The sequence below is a fragment of the Paenibacillus sp. Y412MC10 genome, assembly GCF_000024685.1.
GTDB classification, from domain to species: Bacteria; Bacillota; Bacilli; order Paenibacillales; family Paenibacillaceae; genus Paenibacillus_AQ; species Paenibacillus_AQ lautus_A.
On the sequence record NC_013406.1, the window covers coordinates 2,625,652 to 2,647,212 of the forward strand.

Genomic DNA, 21,561 nt, shown 5'->3' on the forward strand with positions numbered 1-21,561 from the left:
AGATGGAAATCGATGAATGAACAAGCGCAGGAAATCGTACTATCCGTCCAGCATGTAAAAAAGAAAATCGGTCGAAAATGGATTATACATGATGTGTCGTTCGATGTGCGCGCGGGCGAAATATTCGGGTTCCTGGGGCCGAACGGGGCAGGAAAAACAACCACGATCCGAATGCTTGTGGATTTGATCAAGCCGTCATCCGGCAGGATCGAGGTCTGCGGTTACGATGTGAACCGCCAGCAGGAGCAGGCGCTGCGCTATATTGGATCCATCGTGGAGAATCCGGAGATGTATTCGTATTTGACCGGCTGGGAAAATCTCGAGCATTTTGCGAGAATGCAGCCCGGTATTAACGATCAGCGGATACAGGAAGTTGTGGATACGGTCAGGCTTGATCGAAGAATCCATGACAAGGTCAGCACTTATTCACTTGGCATGCGGCAGCGTTTGGGGATCGCCCAGGCCTTGCTCGGCAGGCCGAAGCTGCTTATTCTGGACGAGCCGACGAACGGTCTTGACCCGAAGGGAATCAAAGAAATGCGGCAGTTCATCCATCAGTTGGCCGAGGAGGGCTTGGCTGTATTTGTTTCCAGCCATCTGCTGAGCGAAATCCAGCTGTTATGCGATCGGGTAGCCATCATCAGCAGCGGAAGGGTGCTTGCGGTAGGCGAGGTCGATGAATTGATTGCCGGCAGCAGCGATCATGTCATCTGGGATCTGAATCCCGCCGTGCAGGGTAAACGAATTCTGCAGAAGCTGGATTATTGCGAGATCGTGGACCGCCCGGAGGATGTGCTTGACGATAATGTACTGGCAGGCATGTCACCGGATGCCGTTGTGACCCGAATGCATGCTGCACATGCATCAAGGGCTGTGGAAAGGCTGGTTGGCGCCGGCGTGCAGGTCCGGGAGGTTCATCGGATCAATCCTACGCTGGAGCAGCTGTTCCTGCAGATGACGGAGGGTGAGAGCATTGAGTAATCTGTTGCCCCTGATCAAGAACGAATGCATCAAAATTATCAAGCGTAAGCGGTTTTATGTGGTTCTTCTGGTTCTCCTCGTCCTAGTGCCCATGTTTACATACGCCCAGATGAAGTCCGCAGAACGGAGCCGGGAGAAGTTCAACAGCGACTGGCGGCTTGAGCTTCAGCAGCGGATCACGGATAATGAGAATTCGCTTAGCAGTGACCGGGTGCCGGATGAATGGAAACGATATCGGCAAATCTTTATTCAGCAGATGCAGTATTATTTGCAGCATGATGTGAATCCTAATCAACCAAACGGGGTAACGTTCACGCGGGAATTTCTGAACAATGCGATATCCTTGTTTATCCCGCTGCTCATCATGGCCATTGCTTCGGATATCGTTTCCGGAGAGCGGACGACCGGCACCATTAAGATGCTCCTGACAAGGCCGGTAAAGCGCTGGAAAGTGCTGCTGAGCAAACTGGTAGCCTTGATCATGTTCACGTCGCTCATTGTCGTTTCCACCTTTGTCATCGCTTACCTGATCTCGGGTCTCGCTTTCGGCTACAAGGGGTTTGACATCCCGGTATTCACGGGTTTCCAAATTGTCGGGTCAGACGTGGATATGTCCGGCGTTCATGCGGTGCCCCAATGGAAGTATTTGTTGATGCAGGGCGGTTTGGTCTGGTTTGTCGGCGTATGCGTCGGCATGCTGGCTTTTATGGTATCCGTCCTGGTTCGAAGCACGGCGGCCAGCATCGTCATTATGATGGCGGCATTGATCGCCGGAAATATTCTGACGAATATGGCGTCGGCATGGAGCAGCGCCAAATATTTGTTCATGGTAAACCTGAATTTGACCAGTTATTTGGCGGGCAATTTGCCGCCGATCGAGGGCATGACCTTGAATTTTTCCCTTGCCGTATTAGCCATTTGGGCGATTTGTGCGGTTATTGTTGCATTCAGTGTCTTTACGAGAAGGGATATCTTGAATTAAAATGGACAAAGCATGAAACATTTGTTTGCATTTTTTAGAGAACCGCGTTCTTCTAAAATATTGAAATGTAGAAATAGAAAACACGAGATACGTGAAATTGAAGGAGGAGCATGAATGGTCGAACAGATCGATATGTTTGCAGAGTCATCAAAGAACGGCGGTACTAACCGTTCAGGATACGATGCTGACGACATTCAAGTGCTCGAAGGCCTTGTTGCGGTACGCAAACGGCCAGGCATGTACATAGGGAGCACAAGCTCGTCGGGTCTGCATCATCTGGTATGGGAAATTGTGGACAACGCCGTAGACGAGCATTTGGCCAAGTACTGCTCGAGAATTGAAATTACTTTGCATAAAGACGGATCCGCGACGGTATACGATAACGGACGCGGTATTCCGACCGGGATGCACAAGACCGGCATTCCCACGCCGCAGGTGGTATTCACCATTTTGCATGCCGGCGGCAAATTCGGCGGTTCCGGATACAAGAAGTCCGGCGGCCTTCACGGCGTTGGCGCATCCGTAACCAATGCGTTGTCCGAGTGGCTGGAAGTGGAGATTTACCGCGAAGGTAAAATTCACCGCCAACGCTTCGAGTATTGGCAGGACAAAAAAGGAAAAGAGCATGTCGGAGAACCGGTAACCGGTCTTGAGGTTCTGGGCAATACGAACAAAACAGGGACGAAAATCACGTTTAAACCGGACGCGCGCGTGTTTACCTCGGGAACGCATTTGAACTACGACACGCTTGCAGAGCGCTTACAGGAGATTGCCTTCCTGAATTCAGGACTCCGAATAGTCTTGAAAGACGAGCGGAGCGGGAATGGGGAAGAATTTTTTTATGAAGGCGGCGCAAGCCAGTTCGTCCAATTTTTGAATGAAGGCAAGGACGTGCTGCACGATGTGATCCATTTTTATGCCGAGAAGGATGACATCGAAGTCGAAATCGCCCTTCAATATAATGCAGGATATACCGAAACGCTGGCCTCGTTTGTTAACTCCATCCCGACGCGCGGGGGCGGTACGCATGAGACGGGCTTCAAGACGGCGTATACGCGCGTCATGAACGATTATGCACGGAAGAACAATCTTCTCAAGGAAAAGGACAAGAATCTGGAGGGGAATGACCTTCGGGAAGGCATGATGACCGTAATCAGCGTCAAGATGGCTGAGGTCGAATTCGTGGGTCAGACGAAGGACCAGCTGGGAAGCGCCTCTGCGCGGAGCGCGGTGGACAGCATCGTTACCGAGAAGATGCAAATTTTCCTAGAGGAAAATCCGCAGGTCGCCCAAACGCTGCTGAAGAAGGCCATTCAAGCCTCCAAAGCGCGCGAAGCGGCCCGGAAGGCAAGGGATGAGATGCGCAGCGGCAAGAAGCGCAGCGAGAGTTCCAATCTCGGGGGCAAGCTGACACCGGCTCAGTCCAAGGATTTTTCGCGAACCGAATTGTTCATTGTCGAAGGAGACTCCGCGGGCGGCTCGGCGAAGCAGGGTCGGGATTCTAAGATCCAGGCGATTCTGCCCCTGAAAGGGAAGCCGATGAACCCGGAAAAATCCAAGCTGGCCGACATCCTGAAGAATGATGAATACCGTGCGATCGTATCCGCGATCGGCGCGGGGATCGGTACGGAATTTACAGCCGGGGACAGCAATTATTCGAAAATCATCATCATGACCGATGCGGATACGGATGGAGCCCACATTCAGGTGCTGCTGCTCACGTTCTTCTACAGATACATGAAGCCGTTGATTGATGAAGGCCGCGTCTATCTTGCGCAGCCTCCGTTGTATAAAATCGCCAGCAAATCCGGCAAGCTGGAAACCGTGCGGTATGCCTGGACGGATGAACAGCTGGCTAATTATTTGAAGGAATTCAAAAATTTTGAGCTGCAGCGCTACAAGGGACTGGGCGAGATGAACCCGGAGCAGTTATGGGAAACGACGATGAACCCGGAAACACGGACCTTGCTGCAGGTTCAAATCGAAGATGCCGCCAAAGCGGAGCGGCGCGTGTCTACGCTGATGGGAGATAAGGTAGATCCCCGCAAGCGGTGGATCGTTGAAAATGTCAACTTCGCGGAGTTTGAGGAATAGAAGGTGAATGAATGAGTTTATCGGAGCAATTTTTGCCGGCATTTCTGGAAGAGGTTGTAGGTGACCGATTTGGCCGGTATTCCAAGTATATAATTCAGGACCGGGCGATCCCGGACGTTCGTGACGGCCTGAAGCCCGTTCAGCGTCGGATTCTGTACGCCATGTACGATTCGGGTAACACACCGGATAAACCATACCGCAAATCGGCGAAAACCGTCGGGGATGTCATGGGCAACTACCATCCGCACGGGGACTCATCGATTTATGAAGGCATGGTTCGGATGGCCCAGCCATGGAAAATGGGACATGTGCTTGTGGACGGTCACGGAAACTGGGGTTCCCAGGACGATGATCCGGCAGCAGCGATGCGTTATACCGAGGCCAGGCTGTCGCCGATTGCCATGGAGCTGCTGCGCGATATCGAGAAGCGAACCGTGCTGTTCAAGGACAATTTTGATAACACGGCGAAGGAGCCGGTTGTGCTGCCTTCGCGGTACCCGAATCTGCTTGTGAACGGAGCTAGCGGGATTTCCGCGGGCTTCGCCACCGAAATCCCGCCTCACAATCTGCGGGAAGTAATCGATGCGTGCATCGCCGTCATGCAGAAGCCGGAGATCGAGCTGGACGAGATCATGACGTTCATAAAAGGCCCGGACTTCCCGACCGGCGGTATCATCATGGGCGGCGAAGGCATTTTGGATGCCTATCGGACAGGCAAAGGCCGGGTCTATCTGCGATCCAAGACGGTCATTGAATCGCTTCGTGGTGGTAAACAGCAGATCGTCATCACGGAAATTCCTTATCAGGTTGTTAAGTCGAGACTGGTTACGGCAATGGAAAACATTCGTCTTGAGAAAAAAGTCGAAGGCATCGCCGAGGTTCGGGACGAGAGCGGACGGGAAGGGCTTCGCATCGTCGTGGAGCTGAAGAAGGATGCCGACGCGAACGGGATTCTGGCTTATTTGTTCAAGAAAACCGACCTGCAGATTACGTACAATTTCAATATGGTTGCCATCGTGAATAAAACCCCTCAGCAGCTGGGGCTTAAAGCGATGCTGTCGGCCTATATCGACCATCAGCGTGAAGTCGTCACCCACCGGACGCAGTTCGAGCTGGAGAAAGCCGAGGATCGGGCTCATGTATTGGAAGGCCTCGTCAAGGCGCTCAACATACTGGACGAAGTGATTGCGGCTATTAAGGCTTCCAAGAATCGCCAGGATGCCCAGAACAATCTGCAATGGATGTTCGGTTTCACGGAGAGACAAGCCGACTCGATTCTGACGCTGCAATTATACCGTCTTACCAACCTTGAAATTCATTCCCTGCAAAAAGAGCTGGACGAGCTGACGAAGAAAATCGAGGGCTTGCGTGCGATTCTCGACAGCGATAAGAAGCTGATTGGCGTCATTCGCAAAGAGCTGATCGAAATTCGGGAGAAGTACGGCATCGACCGGCGTTCGGTTATCCAGGAAGAAGTGGAAGAGATCAAGGTGAATCTTGAAGTGCTTGTTAACGCCGAGGATGTGCTCGTAACCTTGTCGAATGAAGGCTATATTAAGCGTACCAGCATGTTATCCTTCACCCGCAGCGGCGGTGAGCTGGAAAGCTCAGGCGTCAAGGAGGGGGATTACATCACGCGGTTGTTTGAAGTCAATACCCTGGAGAATCTGCTGATCTTCACGAGCCGCGGGCAATATTTCTTATTGCCGGTGCATCAGGTTCCGGAGTACAAGTGGAAAGATGCCGGTACGGCCATTGTTAACGTGATCCAGGTACCGAAAGAGGACCATATCGTATCGGTCATCCCGGTTTCGAACTTTGACGAAGCGGGCAAATCGCTTGTCTTCGTGAGCCGCAAAGGGCAAGTGAAGCGGACAGATCTCAAGGAGTACGTAACCAAACGGTCTGGCGCGGTTGCGGCTGCGAAGGTAGCTGCGGAAGACAGCATCATCCAGGTCGTTATGAGTGACAGCAATAAGGATATCGTGCTGATCTCGAAAGAAGGGATGAGCATCCGCTTCAATGAACAGGAAGTCAATGCCATGGGACGCGTTTCCGGCGGGGTTCGGGGAATCCAGCTTCGAGACGGGGACGAGGTCGTTGCGGCATTATGGGTGGAGAACGATGAAGGCGAAATTTTGACCATCACGGATCTTGGATACGGCAAACGAAGCTTGCTGTTGGATTATCCGGCCCAAAGCCGCGGCGGAAAAGGCATGGCCACGTTTGAGTTCAAGGAAGGCAAGCGGGTGAAGCCTAACGGCAGCGCCATTGTCGGCGCGTTCTATTGTCGCGAGCCGCTGCAGATTAACGCTTATAGCGAAGACGGGCAAGCTTTCCCGATTCACACGGAGAAAGTTCCGATTATGGAGCGTAAATCGATTGGTAAACTACTGGCCGATGTCGGCAAGAACGGGCAGATTGTCGATTTGGTCAGTCTCCCGCATGCAGAGTTAGGCAAAGAAGGTTAGGCAAGAGCGAGCCTTTCCTTTAATTCGGATATGGATTGAATAGAGATGAATGGACGAAAGCACCTTCGATGAACGGTTGTCGGGGTGCTTTTGTTGTATTTAGCGTTGGATGACGCATGTTTAAATTTATACTATTTGACATATGTCTGGCGCTGTCGAAGTAAGGTGAATGTTGAGAAACGCCGTCACACAAGGCATGACGGGTTTTGTCGCTTGATTGGAAATTATATTTTTTAACGAAAAAAGAAGGATATTGGCTGGCATCCAGCGAAAAGTTAATCCTATAAACTATTATGAAAATCATGACGCTGGCTCAAACGGAAGTTCATTCATCAGAGTACAGTTCCGCAAACTCAGATAGTATTTCGATGTTTGATCATGACAGACATAACGGAAGGGACGGGATAAACATGCATACTGCCGAATTCGCCAAGGTGTGGTCCAAGCTGGCCAAGGATTATAAACTCCATATGGAAGCCGGATTGGCCCCGACATTGACGGAGTCGCAACTCATGGTGCTGGAAGTGCTCGCTGAGCAGAAGCGGATGAAACCTTCCGATTTCATTCCTTACCTGGCTACAAGTCCGGCTGCCGTAACGATGCTATTGGACCGGATGGAGAAGAACGAATTGATCCAACGGGAACGGGACGCGAATGACAGACGGATCGTCTGGGTGACGATATCCTATAAAGGACGCGAGGAATATACGCGAGGATTACAGGTTAGGGAGGAGTACCTTTCCCGGATTCTGAACCGCATATCCTCGCATAATCAACAGCTGCTTGTCTATCTATTGGGAAAGATCAGCACGGCTCCTCAGGAGGTTCTGGTCGAGGCGTAGGCATTATTGACCCAGCACCCTACATGGAATGCACAGAAGCCCCCGTGTCTGGCTGCCTGCGGCAGCTCCGACTTTGGGGGCGGTTTCATTGTTTTGCTAATATTGCTTTCTAGTCACGTGGTCACTAACGAACCTTGGCATAATTTGATGAAGTTAAGACTTAAGCAGCCATAAAGCCGGCACGTTAGCGGGTTCCCATCCAGGCAGGGACGTATGGGCTTGGCGGCACTCATAGGTTTTGCCTCCATACGTGACCAAAGCTCCCTGCTGGTATGAAGTATTCGGAGCCCAGGCCGGAGTTTCCGGTACAGAGCCGTCCGCCGTGGTGACTTGCAGCTCATTGCTGGCTGGGGATACGTTGCCTGCCGCATCGCGTGCTTTTACGGTAAAGCTATAGGTCGTGTTTGGCGATAATCCGCCAACTGTATAGGATAGCGTGCTGCCGGACACCGTCGTAACCAGCGTGGTGCCCCGATATACCTCATAGCCGCTTACTCCGACGTTATCCGTGGAAGCGTTCCAGGCTAATGATACGCTTGTGGACGTCGATCCCGCAGATCGTAAATTGGCAGGAGCCGTCGGAGCTTGGGTGTCCGGAACGGGATTTGATGTGCTGGCGGTTAGCGGGCTGCTCGCCTGTGATACGTTGCCTGCTCCGTCACGGGCTTTTACCGTAAAGGTATAGGAGGTGCCTGCTTGCAGGCCGGTAACGGTGTGGCTCAGGGTGGATCCGGATACCGTTGCCACTAGATTGGAGCCTCGATAGATTTCATAGCCTGTGACTCCTACGTTATCCGTAGAGGCGTTCCAGGCGAGCGAAATGCTGCTGCTTGTAACCCCTGTGGTTCTCAGATTCGCCGGCACGGTCGGTGCCTGCGTGTCCTGATTGCCGCTGCCGTTATTCAAGTTCACGTCGATCACGTTATAGAAGGCATTTCCCGTATCGGCGATTTCCCATACGGCGAGGATGAGATAGTAGCCGGTGCGGTCGGTAGGTACGTTACAAGTATGGGTTACGGTGTTCGGCGGTTGTTTGCCGCCGTCATTGAAGGAGCAGAACAATTCGAGATCTGCGCGTGCGAGGGGTTTGCTGGAATCCCAGCCTTTTTTCGTAATATAATATTTCCAATCGGATGTAGCATGGGCTGCGGTCAGCACCCACTTAAACGTGTTCGGCCCGCCGTTCATGTTTACCTTGCTCCAGCGGGTTGGCGTCTGTTCATACAGTTCGGTAAAGATTCCGGCACCGGTGATTTGGCCGTCCGCCGGTCCGCCGATCGGAAAGTTCCCTTTCCCTTCCAGGGAATGCGGTTCATAGATGATTCTGCCGCAGTTGACGTTCTCGCCAAGCTTGCACTTATAACCACGACTGGCCGGTGATTCGATATAACCATGAGCGGAAACGCTGCTTGCCGTAATGATCATAATGGTGAAAAACAACAGTGTGCTTCCTAAAAAAATCCACAGCGGTTTCAAATGCAAGCGGTGATTTGTTTGACACTGAACCTGATCCATAACAAATACCTCCTTGAATATTGAATTTGAAATTCAGCGGACTCCTGTTGCTGATCAAACCTCCTTATGCTGCGGGTTTACTTGCTCTGCACAAAACAGGAACGAACCGGCTATCGACTCCATTCATGAATTATCCTTGATCATCCTCCTCCTCGGCAACCGTGATCTATATAAACCCCAAGATGAGGTTCATACCATGATTGTACAAATCAACTAAAAAATGTTAATCTATTCTGGTTACTATTCTTTGCCATTCTTTGTTAAAAGTAAAGGGATAATATATTATGATAGAGGGAAAAAATAATACAATATTTGTAATTAGTTACATAGTCATAGCATTAGGCGTAGACATACAAAAAAACGAAATCCAATGATGGATTTCGTTTTTTAAAAATTCATTGATAGGTTCGTCATGTCGATCCCAGCTGGTCCATATTGAAGATACTCCAGGGATAAACGGAAGGCGGCATGGAACGAATGGAGATGTCCTCTTTGGTAACAGGGTGAGGGAACCCGACCAACACGGACCATAAGGCAATCTGTTGGCCGGCCTTGTTCACCTTGCTTCCATACTTCTGATCGCCGAACAGCGGATGACCCGCATGGCTGAGCTGTACGCGTATTTGGTGCGGTCTGCCCGTGTGCAGCTCGATCAGGACAAGACTTACGCCTTCCGCTGCTTGTAGCACCGTATAATCCAGAATGGCTTCCTTGGCTCCGTCCGTCCCTTTGGAGGTAACGTGGACGGTATTGGTTTTCGCATCCTTGTACAGCATGTTCACGAGCCGGCCTGAAGTTTTCGCTGGAACACCGTGAACGACCGCTACATACTGCTTACGGAAGCTGCGGCTCCGGACGGCCTCCGATAATCGGGAGGCGGCTTTGGACGTCTTAGCGAATACCATCGCTCCGCCCACGGGACGGTCAAGGCGGTGCACCAATCCCAAAAAAACGTTCCCCGGCTTGTTATAACGCTCCTTGATGTCCTGTTTCAGTATGGTCAGCATGTCGGGATCACCGGTAGCATCCTCCTGCGAGGGGATGTTGACCGGCTTGGTTACGCCCAACACATGATTATCCTCGAAAAGAATCGGCACGGCCGGATACGTTGCTGGTCCCCGTCTGCTCATCGAATCAGGACTCCCATCTGCCCAGGATGCCGCATGGCAGGTTCATGCCGGAGCGGGTAATCGGCAATCCGATTTCGCCTGCGCTGATCAATCCGCCGTACTTCGGCTTCATGGTCATGGTGAGCATGTTGTTCAGAACGGTCGGGGAGATGCCGGTCGTGTAGGAGTTAATCAGCATGAACAGCGGGTTATCCGATACGATGCTCATGCAGCTTTCGAGGAATGGATACAGGCTCTGTTCCAGCTTCCACGTTTCTCCGCTTGGTCCGCGCCCATAAGAGGGAGGATCCATAATGATCGCATCGTATTTGTTTCCCCGACGCTGTTCCCGCTGCACGAATTTAAACACGTCATCCGTAATATAACGGATAGGGCGGTCAGCCAGGCCGGACAATGCCGCGTTTTCCTTGGCCCATTGAACCATCCCCTTCGCAGCATCCACGTGGACGACCTGAGCACCGGCAGATGCCGCAGCGACGGTAGCTCCGCCCGTATAGGCGAACAGGTTCAGCACGCTGATCGGACGACCGGCGGAAGCGATTTTGTCCATCATCCAGCGCCAGTTCGCAGCCTGCTCCGGGAACAAGCCGGTATGTTTAAAATTGGTCGGTCGGATATGAAATTTCAATTGGTCGTACGAGATGGTCCATCGATCCGGCAGCTGCTTTTTCATGTCCCATTGCCCGCCGCCGGACGAGCTGCGGTGATAATGTCCGTGTACATTGCGCCATTGTCCGTCTTCACGTTCAATCGGCCAGATGATCTGCGGATCCGGACGCCTTAGAATGACATCGCCCCAGCGCTCCAGCTTCTCACCCCCACCGGTGTCGATGACCTCGTAATCTTGCCAACCTTGAGCTACATACATGTTGAAAACCATCCTTCAAATAGTCATTTAGACTTTATTGTACAACATATTGAAAGCTGAATGCCACCAAGGATTCCCCGCCTTAACCCAACCACTCGGATGATACGGGTCTATGAATTTCGGTTTACCCCAAATTTTCGAATGCGGAATGAAAACGGAATTCGCCATGAAGGTTATGAAGTGCGCCTTGCTGAAGCTCGGCGACCATGAACACCTCATCGGAAACGGCGAATTGGGATACATCGATTCCATGGTTTCGGGCCTGGACAAAACCGTAACGCGGATAATACAAGGGATGGCCGAACAGAAACACAAGCGGATAGCCATGCGAGAGACACCGCCGTTTCCCCTCTTCAATCAGTTGCCCGCCGATCCCCTGCCGTTGATACTTCGGAAGCACAGCCAGCGGCCCTAGCGCAGCTACCCGATGGGTATGATCGCCGTCAAGAAGGCTGCCCCGGCTAAACATAATATGACCCTTGATGATCCCGTCCTCTTCGGCAACCATGGACAATTCCCTTTCAAAAGCTCCGTCTTCCCGCAATCGTTGTACCAGGATCGCTTCTTCCTGACCGGAAAAAGCCTGGATGAGCAGCTCGTTGACCTGTTCGTAATCATTCTCGGTTTCGGTACGTATGTTCATCGTTATCTCTCCTTCAACATATGGTTCATGTTTCTTCATTTCGTTATCCGTACAATCGTTCCAAATTATCTATTCAGGAATCGTTACTCCGGCTTCGTTTCAATTTGCAATCCTTCAACATGCTTGCGCTTCATCAAATTGCGCTTCTTCCGGTTCTCTTTGCTTTCAAAGACGATATCCAGATCATAATCCTCCGGGTAGAGATCCTTAGCCGCAATATAGGGCTTCAACCGTTTATGGTTGATTTTCAATCGCTCCTGTTGAATCATGACACCGATATGACCTCTAGCGTCCATGGTTTCATAAACGGTGCCGCTTCGTTTCAAATATGGCACATAGACCCGATCTCCAAGCTGATAAAGGGAAGAGGCGGGGGCTTCGTCTTCTTTATTCTTGTCGTCTAAGGGTTGATCCGGACCCTCGATAGGGAAGGAATCGTATTCACCCGGGGTTGGTTCTCCGGCCCGTTCTTCGGTGTCCGAGCTATCCTTGTGACTGTAGGCAGCAATACCTCTTGTCGTCCCCGCCTCCGTGATTTCCCGTGATCTGGCAATGATCGCTTCCGGAATCCCCAGCTTAGCAGCGATGACAAAAGCATAACTGTGACCGGCTTCACCAATCCGCAGGCGGTAGAGCGGCTCGAGGGTGTCGGCATCAAATTCCATGCGGGCATTCTCAAAGCCTGCCGTGCGATCGGCAAAATTTTTGATTTCGGTGAAATGGGTAGTGACCACGACCGTTGCTTGACGTTGAAACAGCTCTTCCAAAATGGCGATGGACAACCCGACGCCTTCACCCGGGTCCGTTCCGGAAGCCATTTCATCGAGCAACACCAGCGTGGACCTGCCGGCCGTCTGCAAAATGTCGCGGATGTTGCGGATATGGGCCGAGAATGTGCTCAGGGCATGCTCCAAACTCTGCCCGTCCCCGATATCGACGGACACCTCGTCAAAGACGGCACAATGGCTGCCTTCCGCTACGGGAACCAGCAAACCGGACTGAACCATAATGGTGATCAGCCCAACCGTCTTCAGCGCTGAAGTTTTGCCGCCGGTATTTGGACCCGTTATGATTAAGGTTTTATATCGTTTCCCGATGGTGAAGTCCAGCGGTACCATGGAGGAGCCGATTAAAGGGTGAACCGCGGATTTGAGATGGATGAATCCCTCCTGGTTCAGATCCACATTGCGCCCTCCAATGGAAATCGCGTATTTGCCCCTGGCTATGATGTAGTCGTAGATTCCGACGGTATCGGCGTTGGTTCTCAGTTCGTATTGATACTGCTCGACGAGTGCCGTCAAATCGCTCAGCACTTTGGTTTCTTCCCGGACCTCATCGGCTTGCAGGTGGTTCAGTTCCATCTGAAGCCCCTGCATATCGGCAGGTTCGATAAATACCGTCTGCCCGCTGGCCGATTCATCCATAATCGAGCCGCTCACGGCTTTTCGGTGCTCCTTCTTAATGGGCAGCACGTAACGTCCTCCGCGTTTGCTGACGACGTGCTCTTGCATGATCCCTTTGTAACGGCTCATCAGGCTGTCGAGCTTACGCTTGATCCGTTCCTCGGTTACGATGATTTTTTTGCGGATTTTCGCCAGGTCTTTGCTGGCGCCATCCACAACGCGGCCGGCATGAATGCTGCGTTCGATTTCGGACAGGAGCGGGCGCAGCTCATGCATGGAAGAGGCGTAGGAACTGATCGTCGGAGCAATGCTGCTCTTGGCGGCCATATATTGAATGAGCTGACGGCAGCTTCTGAGATACTGGACCAAATGGCCGAAATCGCGCTCGGACAGGACATATCCGGTGCCGAGCAAATCCAGGATCAACTCAACGCCCTCCAGTGAGGGAATAGGCACGCTAGCCCCGCTTTGCAGCAGGGTTTTGGCTTCCTCCGTTTCATTGAGCTTATTACGGATGGCCTTCATCTGGGTGAGGGGGGTCATCTTCTGAATGTGCGAAATGCCCAGATAGGATACGGCAAAGCGTTCGAGTTCGGTGCGTATTTTCTCATACTCCAATTTGTTTAATGCCAATGGCTTCATGGGTTACATTCTCCTTTAGACTAAAATGGTTGAAGGTAATACAACGCAAAAAAGGCGGAAAGCGAACTACTCAGGTTCGCTTTCCGCCCAAAGACCGTTATTCCGATGGATATGGCGTGGGACAGCTCCAAATAACCCCGCTGAGTAGAGAGGGGAGACCCAAAAAATCCGTGCTGAACTCAGCACGGATGACCATATCATATCGAAATAAACCCTAAAGGGGCTTCAATTGATATCCGCAGTTCTTAACTAATTCAACGGACGAAATGAGAATCCATCAAAAAATAAACATATCCCTAATCAGGAGATGCCCGGAATTTTACATTTCGATCCATATGAAATTGGGTTAGTTAAGAACGACCACCGACATCAAAATCTCTCCTTTAGATAAGAGTATGGATTAACTATATCCATAAACAAGGTCGGAAGTCAAGGCTTAAATGAGGAGGCGTTTCCCGTATAAAACTGTGATAAGATGGAAGGGTGAAGCTGCTGCTAATCCTTAAGCCGTGCAGCAGCCAGTGATCGCTTAAGACAGGAGAGGAGCTGTATCCATGGGGAAATTGCTGACACGAAGTGAGGTTCCAATCGAGGCTACCTGGAATCTGGATGATTTGTTTGTCTCGCAAGAAGAATTTGAAGCGGGTCTCAAAGCGCTTGAATCGCAAGCTGCTCAATTGACGCGGTTTAAGGGCAGGCTAGGCGATGGTGCATCTGTACTTCTCGAATGCTTGAATGAACAGGAAGCGTTGATGGAGAGCATCGGCCGAGTCGGGGCATATGCCAGACTGCGTCAGTCGGAAGACGGAACCAACCCGTCCAACCTGGCGAATTCGGCCAAAACGGGCGATGTGTTGTCCCGCATCCAGTCCTCCTTAACATTTATTGAATCGGAGCTGCTGGATCTCCAGGACGGAACCATCGAGCATTACATAACGAAGGAAGAAGGGCTGGCGCCTTATGCCCCAAGCTTGACGCTGCTGCTGGAGTCCAAGCCTCACCGCTTGAGTCCTGAGACGGAGAGCGTGCTTGCATCGCTGGGCGAGGTGCTCGGTTCCCCTTACCGCATCTATTTGCGCAGCAAGCTGTCGGATATGACCTTTGATGACATTCAAGTGAATGATGAAACCAAGCCGGTCTCGTTCCGTCTGTATGAGAATTCCTACGAAATGTCCGAGGATACGGAGCTTCGGCGCGAAGCCTATGCGTCTTTTACGAAGTCGCTGCAGGGGGCGCGTCACACTTTTGCCGAGGCGTATGCCACGGAAGTGAAGAAGCAGGTGGTGCTGTCCCGGCTTCGCGGGTTTGACTCCGTTACGGACATGCTGCTCAAGCCTCAGCAAGTGACAATGGATATGTACACTCATATCCACGATACGATTCTGAAGGAGCTTGCTCCGCATATGCGCAGGCTGATGAAGCTGAAGAAACGCGAGCTTGGTTTGGATCAGATGCTGTTCTGCGATTTGAAAGCGCCGATGGATCCGGATTTCAATCCAATCGTAACCTATGAAGAAGCTTGTGCCACCATTTCCAGCGCCTTGTCGATTCTTGGTCCCGAATACGGCGAGATCGTTGAATCCGCGTTCTCCAAGCGCTGGGTGGACTATGCCGATAATATCGGGAAATCTACCGGAGCGTTCTGTTCATCGGTTTACGGAGTGCATTCCTATATCCTGATGGCATGGGCGGACAATATGCGCAATGCCTTCACGTTAGCACACGAGGTAGGGCATGCGGGCCATTTGATGCTCGCTGCTCGCTATCAACGCATCACCAATGCCCGTCCGTCCATGTATTTTATCGAAGCGCCGTCAACGATGAACGAGCTTCTCTTGGCGGATCACTTGCTGAGTCAATCCGAGGATAAGCGGATGCGGCGCTGGATCATTCTCCAACTGCTGAGCACCTATTACCACAATTACGTGACGCACCTTCTGGAAGCCGAAATGCAGAGAAGGGTATACCGCCATGCGATGGCCGATGAACCGATTACGGCAGACAAGCTGTCCGAGCTTAAGGGCGCAGTGCTTTCCGATTTCTGGGGAGACGCCGTGGAACTGGACGAAGGCGCGAAGCTTACTTGGATGCGGCAACCCCATTACTATATGGGACTATACCCTTACACCTATGCGGCAGGCTTGACCGCTTCAACAGCTGCGGCGCAGCTGATCCGCGAGGAGGGCCAACCGGCCGTGGAGCGATGGCTTCAAGTGCTCAAGGCCGGCGGCAGTAAGAGCCCGCTGGAATTGATGGCCATGGCGGGCGTCGATATGTCCACGTCGGAGCCGATCTCCAAAGCGGTGGCTTATGTAGGCAAACTGGTAGACGAACTGGAATCCCTGTACCAATAGAACGAAACCGATCACTCGGTGCGAAAACGAGAAAAAAGGTGGTCCACAGCATAAGAAGCCGTGGATCACCTTTTTTTTGACGCAGATAGATTGAGAACGAAAAGTGACCGAATGTTACGGGTTTGTGTGAACATCCTGCAGCGTATGGGTCGGAATCGTAAAATAAAAGGAAGAACCGACATTTTCACGGCTCTCGACGCCAATCACGCCGCCCATCAGCTCAACCAGCTTTTTACTGATCGCAAGCCCTAATCCGGTACCGCCGTATTTTCGGTTCAAGGATGGATGCAGCTGCGAGAAGGAAGTGAACAGCTGATGCTGGAGCTCAGGCGCTATGCCGATTCCCGTATCCTTTACTTGAAAAGCAAGCGTGAACTCTTGGGTGCCCGTCCTGCGAAGTCCTTCCACGTTCAACGTTATGCTGCCTTCATGCGTGAACTTGATGGCATTGCTGATGAGATTCACAAGCACCTGCCGCAGCCGCAGGGCATCGCCGATAATCACGTCGGGGACATTGGCGCTGTTGATGTTGAACGATAAGGACAACCCTTTTTCCTTGGCTTTCGCCGAGAATAAATCAACGACGACTTCGAGCAAGGAGCGCAAATCAATCGGTTCATGATTAAGGGTCATATTGCCGGTCTCGATTTTACTGAAATCGAGGATCTCGTTCAGGATGTGCAGCAGCGAGCCGCTGCTCTCCATGAGAATATGGATGTAATTCTGTTGGTCTTCGTCTAGCTCTGTCGTGCTTAACAGCTCGATCATCCCGATAATGCCGTTCATCGGCGTCCGGAGCTCGTGGCTCATCATGGTGAGAAACTCCGTCTTTGCTTGATCCGCCCGTTCGGCGTTCTCCTTGGCGCGGATGATCTCTTTCTCGTCCGTAATATCGCGGAATACCATGACGGCGCCTTTGCGCTCTCCTTGATCCCAAATCGGATTAACCTGATAATCGGCTAAAAAGCTGGTACCGTCTCCTCGCCAGAGTACGATTTCGGCTCTGGACAGCGGTATGCCTTGTTTGACTGCCTGAACGAGAGGAGAATCTTCCCCGCGATAGAAAGTACCGTCATGGCGAATTTCCTTGATGATCTGGTCGCACGGTCTTCCAATGGTCGTTGCAGGTTCGTAATCAAGCATGGCTGCCCCGGCCGGATTGATGAAAGCGACTTGACCGTGAATGTCCAGACCGATGATGCCCTCCGATACCGTATTCAGCAACAGGGTGAGCTCCCGGCTGAGCTTCTTGATCTCTTCCATCGTCCGAATGCGTTCGGTGATGTCCCGGGTAATGCCATAAACGCCGACGACTTCGTCATCCACGAAAATCGGAATGTTGATGGTATTGATTTCGATGGGACGTCCATCCTTATGAATGATGGTCAGATCATAGCTTTGGGGTATGCCTTCCTTCGCTTGATTAAAATGAAACAGCGTGCGAGCCATGTCTTTTTCTGCTACAATCGGCCCGAAATACATCCCGATAAGCTCGTCTAGCGTATATCCCGTCAATTCCTGGAGATTCTGGTTGGCCGTTATATAATCACCGTCCAAATTCATGGAGTATACGGCCGATGGATTGTACTCGAACAGGGAACGGTAGCGCTGCTCGCTTTCCTTCAGCTTAAATTCCATTAATTTTCGTTCGGAAATGTCGCGGGCAATCGAAATAATTTCATTCTTCTGACCACCCTGCGTGCTGATATATTTGCAATTGACCTCAAACCAGATGTGCCTGCCATCCTTATGTATATAGCGGAAGGTGATCGGTGTGAGCATTTTGCCTTCCAGGCAATTCTCTAAATAGTCCTGTAGCGGCGCAATATCCTCAGCGTATACGTAGTCAAAAGTACTGGTGCCGACCATCTCTTCGGGGCGATACCCGAGCAGGGCGTAGCAGGAAGGGGAGCAGTAAAGAAACGTAAAGCAGTCAATGGTGCTTCGCGATATGAAATCGAGCGAATTTTCGGTGATGAGCTTGTACTTATTCTCATTCTCCAGCGACTGCTGTTCGATCATCACCTGTTCGGTAATATCCTGTGCCATGCCGACCATCTCCATAGGTCTTCCTTCGTTCGTAACGGTGACCTCCCACTGGGCTCTGATGGTTCGGATTTGTCCGTCTTTAAGCTGGATCCGGTATATGATTTCGTCTGCTCTACCCTGTACGGCCGTGCGCACAACCTGTTCCAGCCGTTCGCGATCCTCCGGAATGACCAGGGACATCAGCGTGTCATGATTCGGCTCGATGGCATTGATCTGATACCCGTAAATTCGCCTCATTTCATCGCTGTAGGTAAGCGTATGCGTGATCAAGTCCCAGCGCCAGGAACCGATCTTGGCAATCCGCTGCGCATGGGCCAGCGTATCCTCATCCGTTTTACGTTTGGTTATGTTTCGTCCTATGGCCAGTACCTTGTCAATTTCACCTTGAGCACCCCGAATGAGCTGAAACGACGTTTCAAACCATAAATAATGTCCTTCCTTATGGCGAATGCGTCGAACGAAACTATCATTCTCCGAAAATAGTTTGCCTGGTTCCTTCATTTGCTCGGAGTCGACTTGATGGTAGTATTTACCGCGGTGTTGGCCCATCATTTCCTCTTGGGTGTACCCCAGTATGTCAGTGGCAGAAGGTGAGATGTATTCGATAATGCCGTCGGCGCTGCTGATGGATATGAGGTCTTGTCCGCTTTTTGAAATCAGTGCCAGCAGCTCGTCATTCTTGATGATCGGCGGCAAAGTCGTCCCCTCCTGCACGGTCCCGGGTTCCAGGCAGCACATGATCCACGGTGTCCTGTCTCGTGAGGGGGGCTCCAGCAGGGAGATACTCACGGCGACATGCACTTGGCGCCCGTCCTGGCGAATAAAATATGATTCTCTTGAGAGAGTGGACGTTGGGTCATATATCAATGATTGCAATATTTGTTGAAAAGATAGGTTGGATAGAACTTGGATTTCGGAAGGTTTGAGCTGAAGCAGGTCAGAACGCTTGGATTCCGTTATTTCGCAGAATCTGTCGTTCACCATCGCAACAGGCTCGTCAACCGCAGAAATCAGGATCGCCCCAAAAGGCAATTTGTCAAACATCTGTTCCCAGACCCAATTCTCCGCTGTTTGCATCATGTTAATAATTGCCTCCCTAAGCTAAGCTATACCATTTGATCATAGAGGATAGGATCGCTCTATCGCAATAGAAAATACCAAAGTTAAATATTGACTGGAAATCCGGGCGCGCGAAAGCCAACCGATAAGGGGAGCATTCTTATGGCTGGCCAAGTTCAAGCTAACAAATGCTTCATTTTTGATTGCATGTTTGCCAAGGTTGTTTAACAGCATATTTACTTGTGCAGAAGTGCGCGATCGTCGAGGTTTTTATCAAAATAATGCCCGGCATAGGAGCAAGCGGGGATGATTTTCAAGTTTTCTTCCCTGGCGTATCCGATCACTTTTCGTACGAGCTCATCGGCAATGCCTTGACCTCGAAGCCCTGGAGAAATATAGGTATGATCGATGCTGATCACTCCGTTTCCTTGTGGGGAGTAGGAAATTTCGGCTACTTTTTTGCCGTTGTCCTCAATATAAAAGCTGCTTGGCCCCGTTTGTATATTTCGTTTGTCCATGATGTCTAACCTCCTTCATCTGGTTGTACTATACCCGTATCGGCGGTGCATTAAACGGATTGCGGATAGGCGAACACCCTTGAGAGGGCAATTGCATACAATGCGGGTAGAAGAGAGTGAAGGAGGAGCAACATGAACCAATATTCAACTCAACCGCAAATGCTGTTTCAATGCGATCACCAGTTGGTACATTCCATGAAGAAACATAGAGAAAGCGCCCATTCGGCCATGAAAAACGTGGTGAATCGCAAGGTAAGGGTGCATACGATGGATGATGAAGCCGTTGAAGGTATCGTCATAAATGTCGATGCAAAGAATGTGTACATTCTTGTAGAACAAGGCAACAGAGGTTTCTACCCGGGATACCCTCCATTTGTGCCATACGGCCCCAATCCTAATGTCGTATTGCCTTTAGCATTGTTCAATCTATTGGCAGTCAGCTTGTTGTGGTAGCCAACGAAGAACCTGCGGTCCGCAGGTTCTTTTTTTTATGAAAAATTTTAAAAAATAATATTTACATACATGCTGTATGTATGTTAAATTGGGATCATTCCATTTACAAGGAGATGTTTTCCATATGAAACTTCAAGGATTTTATCCCGTCATCATGACAGAACAGATTGCCGAAAGCGCAGACTTTTACACACGGTTGTTTGGTTTTGAGGTTGTTTTTGAAACGGATTGGTATGTAAGCTTGAAGAAGGAAATCGAGGGACCCATCGCTTACGAGCTTGCGATCCTGTCCAAAGATCACCCGACGGTTCCCTCTGCTTATCAGCAGCGTGTACAGGGGCTGATACTCAATTTTGAGGTGGAGGATGTGGATGCCGAGTACGAAAGGCTGGTCATCCATGAAAAGCTGCCGCTTCATCTGGACATTCGTGATGAGGAATTCGGCCAGCGGCATTTTATTATCAGTGACCCGAATGGGGTGCTGATCGATATGATTAAGATCATTCCACCTTCCCAAGCCTTTATGGAGCAGTATAATGAAGAGGTGTGGTCCACGAAGGATGACGGCACCGGCGAATGAGTACATCCTTTCGCGCAGAAGGATTACTTCGGGAAGAGAGCTTGCGGATTTTCTGTCAGATCGAGGTAAGCATGTACCGGAGCTTCCTCGGGGGCATTTATTAAAAGCCGCAAGCCGCTGACTTTTACATCCGGAATCATCTGATTATACGGTCCATGGATCCGTCAGCATTCGCTAAGCTCCATGGCGAAGGGTGTAAGACCAGGAAGTGCTGGGGCTTCCGTCGTTCTTGAGAACAGCATCCGAATGATGCATAGGAGAGAATAACGCAATCATGAGAAGAACCAAAAGCGAAGCGAACGAAACCATACAGCTGCTGCTAAAGGTGGCCAGGGCACAGTTTGCGGTAAAAGGCTATGCCCATGCGGCTTTAGAAGAGATTGCCGACGAAGCTCATGTTACCCGCGGCGCGCTGTATCATCATTTTAAGAATAAACAAGGGCTGTTTCTTGCCGTGCTCGAATTAGTGCAGACGGAAATTGGGCAGCGCGTGGAGGCGGAAGCCGACCGTTACGTGGATCCTTGGGATCAGCTGCTGTTTGGATGTCGGGCCTTTATTGCGACCGTGGTCGAACCGCAGAATAAGCGCATTATGCTTGTTGACGGCCCGAGTGTCGCAGGCTGGGAGTCATGGCGCGAGATGGACGAGCAGAATTCGATGAGCCACCTGAGGGAACAGTTGGCATTGATGCAGCATCAGGGAATGATGAAGGCCGCTCCGGTTGATGCCTTGACGCATGCCCTGTCCGGAGCCTTAAACGAATGCTCGCTGTGGGTTGCACAAATGCCGGAAACGGATAAGGGCATCGAGGAAACCATGCATGTGATTGCCGGCATGCTGCAGGGATTCAGGGTTTAAAGGGTTTAAAGCATATGATAAGGTTCACCCCTAATATGGGCCGGATATCCAGCAAATCTTACAATTTGCATGAATGTTGTAAGCTGGAGAGGTACATCCAAAAATCCATGAAATGGAA

Annotated in this window: 16 protein-coding genes; 9 read left to right on the top strand and 7 right to left on the bottom strand. The window is 51.0% G+C overall.

Annotated elements, in window-relative coordinates; translation table 11 throughout:
- Nucleotides 1-12 precede the first annotated feature (12 nt).
- The 5 genes from GYMC10_RS11450 (at nucleotide 13) to GYMC10_RS11470 (ending at nucleotide 7,370) form a co-directional block, all read left to right on the top strand.
- Nucleotides 13-981 carry an ABC transporter ATP-binding protein gene (locus GYMC10_RS11450; protein WP_015734602.1) on the top strand — a complete coding sequence of 323 codons (969 nt, stop codon included), beginning with the start codon at nucleotides 13-15 and terminating at the stop codon, nucleotides 979-981.
- Complete coding sequence (locus tag GYMC10_RS11455) at nucleotides 974-1,963, top strand: ABC transporter permease (RefSeq protein ID WP_015734603.1); 990 nt, start codon at nucleotides 974-976, stop codon at nucleotides 1,961-1,963. The genes GYMC10_RS11450 and GYMC10_RS11455 overlap by 8 nt, the downstream gene beginning before the upstream one ends.
- A 114-nt stretch (nucleotides 1,964-2,077) precedes the next feature.
- A complete protein-coding gene (gene parE, locus GYMC10_RS11460) occupies nucleotides 2,078-4,057 on the top strand; it encodes a DNA topoisomerase IV subunit B (protein ID WP_009591364.1) in 1,980 nt (659 codons plus the stop codon).
- An 11-nt stretch (nucleotides 4,058-4,068) separates the two neighbouring features.
- Nucleotides 4,069-6,528, top strand: a complete 2,460-nt coding sequence (gene gyrA, locus GYMC10_RS11465) for a DNA gyrase subunit A (RefSeq protein ID WP_015734604.1) — start codon at nucleotides 4,069-4,071, stop codon at nucleotides 6,526-6,528.
- 410 nt (nucleotides 6,529-6,938) lie between these two features.
- A complete protein-coding gene (locus tag GYMC10_RS11470; protein ID WP_015734605.1) occupies nucleotides 6,939-7,370 on the top strand; it encodes a MarR family transcriptional regulator in 432 nt (143 codons plus the stop codon).
- 153 nt (nucleotides 7,371-7,523) lie between these two features.
- Here the strand turns inward: GYMC10_RS11470 and GYMC10_RS11475 are convergent, their stop codons facing one another.
- From GYMC10_RS11475 to GYMC10_RS11495, 5 genes are all read right to left on the bottom strand, one after another.
- Nucleotides 7,524-8,885 (bottom strand): lytic polysaccharide monooxygenase, encoded by a 1,362-nt coding sequence (locus GYMC10_RS11475; RefSeq protein WP_015734606.1) that lies wholly within the window; start codon nucleotides 8,883-8,885, stop codon nucleotides 7,524-7,526.
- 410 nt (nucleotides 8,886-9,295) lie between these two features.
- Nucleotides 9,296-10,015, bottom strand: a complete 720-nt coding sequence (locus GYMC10_RS11480; RefSeq protein WP_015734607.1) for an RluA family pseudouridine synthase — start codon at nucleotides 10,013-10,015, stop codon at nucleotides 9,296-9,298.
- A gap of 4 nt (nucleotides 10,016-10,019) precedes the next feature.
- Complete coding sequence (locus GYMC10_RS11485; protein ID WP_015734608.1) at nucleotides 10,020-10,883, bottom strand: class I SAM-dependent methyltransferase; 864 nt, start codon at nucleotides 10,881-10,883, stop codon at nucleotides 10,020-10,022.
- A 124-nt stretch (nucleotides 10,884-11,007) separates the two neighbouring features.
- Nucleotides 11,008-11,526, bottom strand: a complete 519-nt coding sequence (locus GYMC10_RS11490) for a GNAT family N-acetyltransferase (protein WP_015734609.1) — start codon at nucleotides 11,524-11,526, stop codon at nucleotides 11,008-11,010.
- Between the two features lie 83 nt (nucleotides 11,527-11,609).
- The gene (locus tag GYMC10_RS11495) at nucleotides 11,610-13,571 is read right to left on the bottom strand and encodes an endonuclease MutS2 (RefSeq protein ID WP_015734610.1); all 1,962 of its coding nucleotides are present in this window, start codon (nucleotides 13,569-13,571) and stop codon (nucleotides 11,610-11,612) included.
- A gap of 554 nt (nucleotides 13,572-14,125) precedes the next feature.
- Here GYMC10_RS11495 and pepF point away from each other — a divergent pair.
- The gene (pepF, locus tag GYMC10_RS11500; protein WP_015734611.1) at nucleotides 14,126-15,925 is read left to right on the top strand and encodes an oligoendopeptidase F; all 1,800 of its coding nucleotides are present in this window, start codon (nucleotides 14,126-14,128) and stop codon (nucleotides 15,923-15,925) included.
- A gap of 114 nt (nucleotides 15,926-16,039) precedes the next feature.
- Here pepF and GYMC10_RS11505 read toward each other — a convergent pair whose 3' ends face one another.
- Together GYMC10_RS11505 and GYMC10_RS11510 are read right to left on the bottom strand one after the other, a co-directional pair.
- The gene (locus tag GYMC10_RS11505; protein WP_015734612.1) at nucleotides 16,040-19,054 is read right to left on the bottom strand and encodes a PAS domain S-box protein; all 3,015 of its coding nucleotides are present in this window, start codon (nucleotides 19,052-19,054) and stop codon (nucleotides 16,040-16,042) included.
- Nucleotides 19,055-19,269: 215 nt separating this feature from the next.
- The gene (locus GYMC10_RS11510) at nucleotides 19,270-19,551 is read right to left on the bottom strand and encodes a GNAT family N-acetyltransferase (RefSeq protein ID WP_015734613.1); all 282 of its coding nucleotides are present in this window, start codon (nucleotides 19,549-19,551) and stop codon (nucleotides 19,270-19,272) included.
- A 132-nt stretch (nucleotides 19,552-19,683) separates the two neighbouring features.
- Between GYMC10_RS11510 and GYMC10_RS11515 the strand changes: the two genes are divergently transcribed.
- The 3 genes from GYMC10_RS11515 to GYMC10_RS11525 all read left to right on the top strand — a co-directional run bounded on the left by GYMC10_RS11515 (nucleotide 19,684) and on the right by GYMC10_RS11525 (nucleotide 21,443).
- Nucleotides 19,684-20,004 (top strand): hypothetical protein, encoded by a 321-nt coding sequence (locus GYMC10_RS11515; protein ID WP_015734614.1) that lies wholly within the window; start codon nucleotides 19,684-19,686, stop codon nucleotides 20,002-20,004.
- Between the two features lie 124 nt (nucleotides 20,005-20,128).
- Nucleotides 20,129-20,584 carry a VOC family protein gene (locus tag GYMC10_RS11520; RefSeq protein ID WP_015734615.1) on the top strand — a complete coding sequence of 152 codons (456 nt, stop codon included), beginning with the start codon at nucleotides 20,129-20,131 and terminating at the stop codon, nucleotides 20,582-20,584.
- Nucleotides 20,585-20,858: 274 nt separating this feature from the next.
- Nucleotides 20,859-21,443, top strand: coding sequence for a TetR/AcrR family transcriptional regulator (locus GYMC10_RS11525; RefSeq protein WP_015734616.1), 585 nt, complete (start codon nucleotides 20,859-20,861; stop codon nucleotides 21,441-21,443).
- The last annotated feature ends 118 nt before the right edge of the window (nucleotides 21,444-21,561 follow it).

Coding starts and splice junctions, on each gene's coding strand:
- GYMC10_RS11510 (WP_015734613.1), bottom strand. CDS start 19,551: ATGGACAAACGAAATATACAAACGGGGCCAAGCAGCTTTTATATTGAG.
- gyrA (WP_015734604.1), top strand. CDS start 4,069: ATGAGTTTATCGGAGCAATTTTTGCCGGCATTTCTGGAAGAGGTTGTA.
- GYMC10_RS11470 (WP_015734605.1), top strand. CDS start 6,939: ATGCATACTGCCGAATTCGCCAAGGTGTGGTCCAAGCTGGCCAAGGAT.
- GYMC10_RS11495 (WP_015734610.1), bottom strand. CDS start 13,571: ATGAAGCCATTGGCATTAAACAAATTGGAGTATGAGAAAATACGCACC.
- GYMC10_RS11475 (WP_015734606.1), bottom strand. CDS start 8,885: ATGGATCAGGTTCAGTGTCAAACAAATCACCGCTTGCATTTGAAACCG.
- GYMC10_RS11515 (WP_015734614.1), top strand. CDS start 19,684: ATGAACCAATATTCAACTCAACCGCAAATGCTGTTTCAATGCGATCAC.
- GYMC10_RS11525 (WP_015734616.1), top strand. CDS start 20,859: ATGAGAAGAACCAAAAGCGAAGCGAACGAAACCATACAGCTGCTGCTA.
- GYMC10_RS11490 (WP_015734609.1), bottom strand. CDS start 11,526: ATGAACATACGTACCGAAACCGAGAATGATTACGAACAGGTCAACGAG.
- pepF (WP_015734611.1), top strand. CDS start 14,126: ATGGGGAAATTGCTGACACGAAGTGAGGTTCCAATCGAGGCTACCTGG.
- GYMC10_RS11520 (WP_015734615.1), top strand. CDS start 20,129: ATGAAACTTCAAGGATTTTATCCCGTCATCATGACAGAACAGATTGCC.
- GYMC10_RS11450 (WP_015734602.1), top strand. CDS start 13: ATGAATGAACAAGCGCAGGAAATCGTACTATCCGTCCAGCATGTAAAA.
- GYMC10_RS11485 (WP_015734608.1), bottom strand. CDS start 10,883: ATGTATGTAGCTCAAGGTTGGCAAGATTACGAGGTCATCGACACCGGT.
- GYMC10_RS11480 (WP_015734607.1), bottom strand. CDS start 10,015: ATGAGCAGACGGGGACCAGCAACGTATCCGGCCGTGCCGATTCTTTTC.
- GYMC10_RS11505 (WP_015734612.1), bottom strand. CDS start 19,054: ATGATGCAAACAGCGGAGAATTGGGTCTGGGAACAGATGTTTGACAAA.
- parE (WP_009591364.1), top strand. CDS start 2,078: ATGGTCGAACAGATCGATATGTTTGCAGAGTCATCAAAGAACGGCGGT.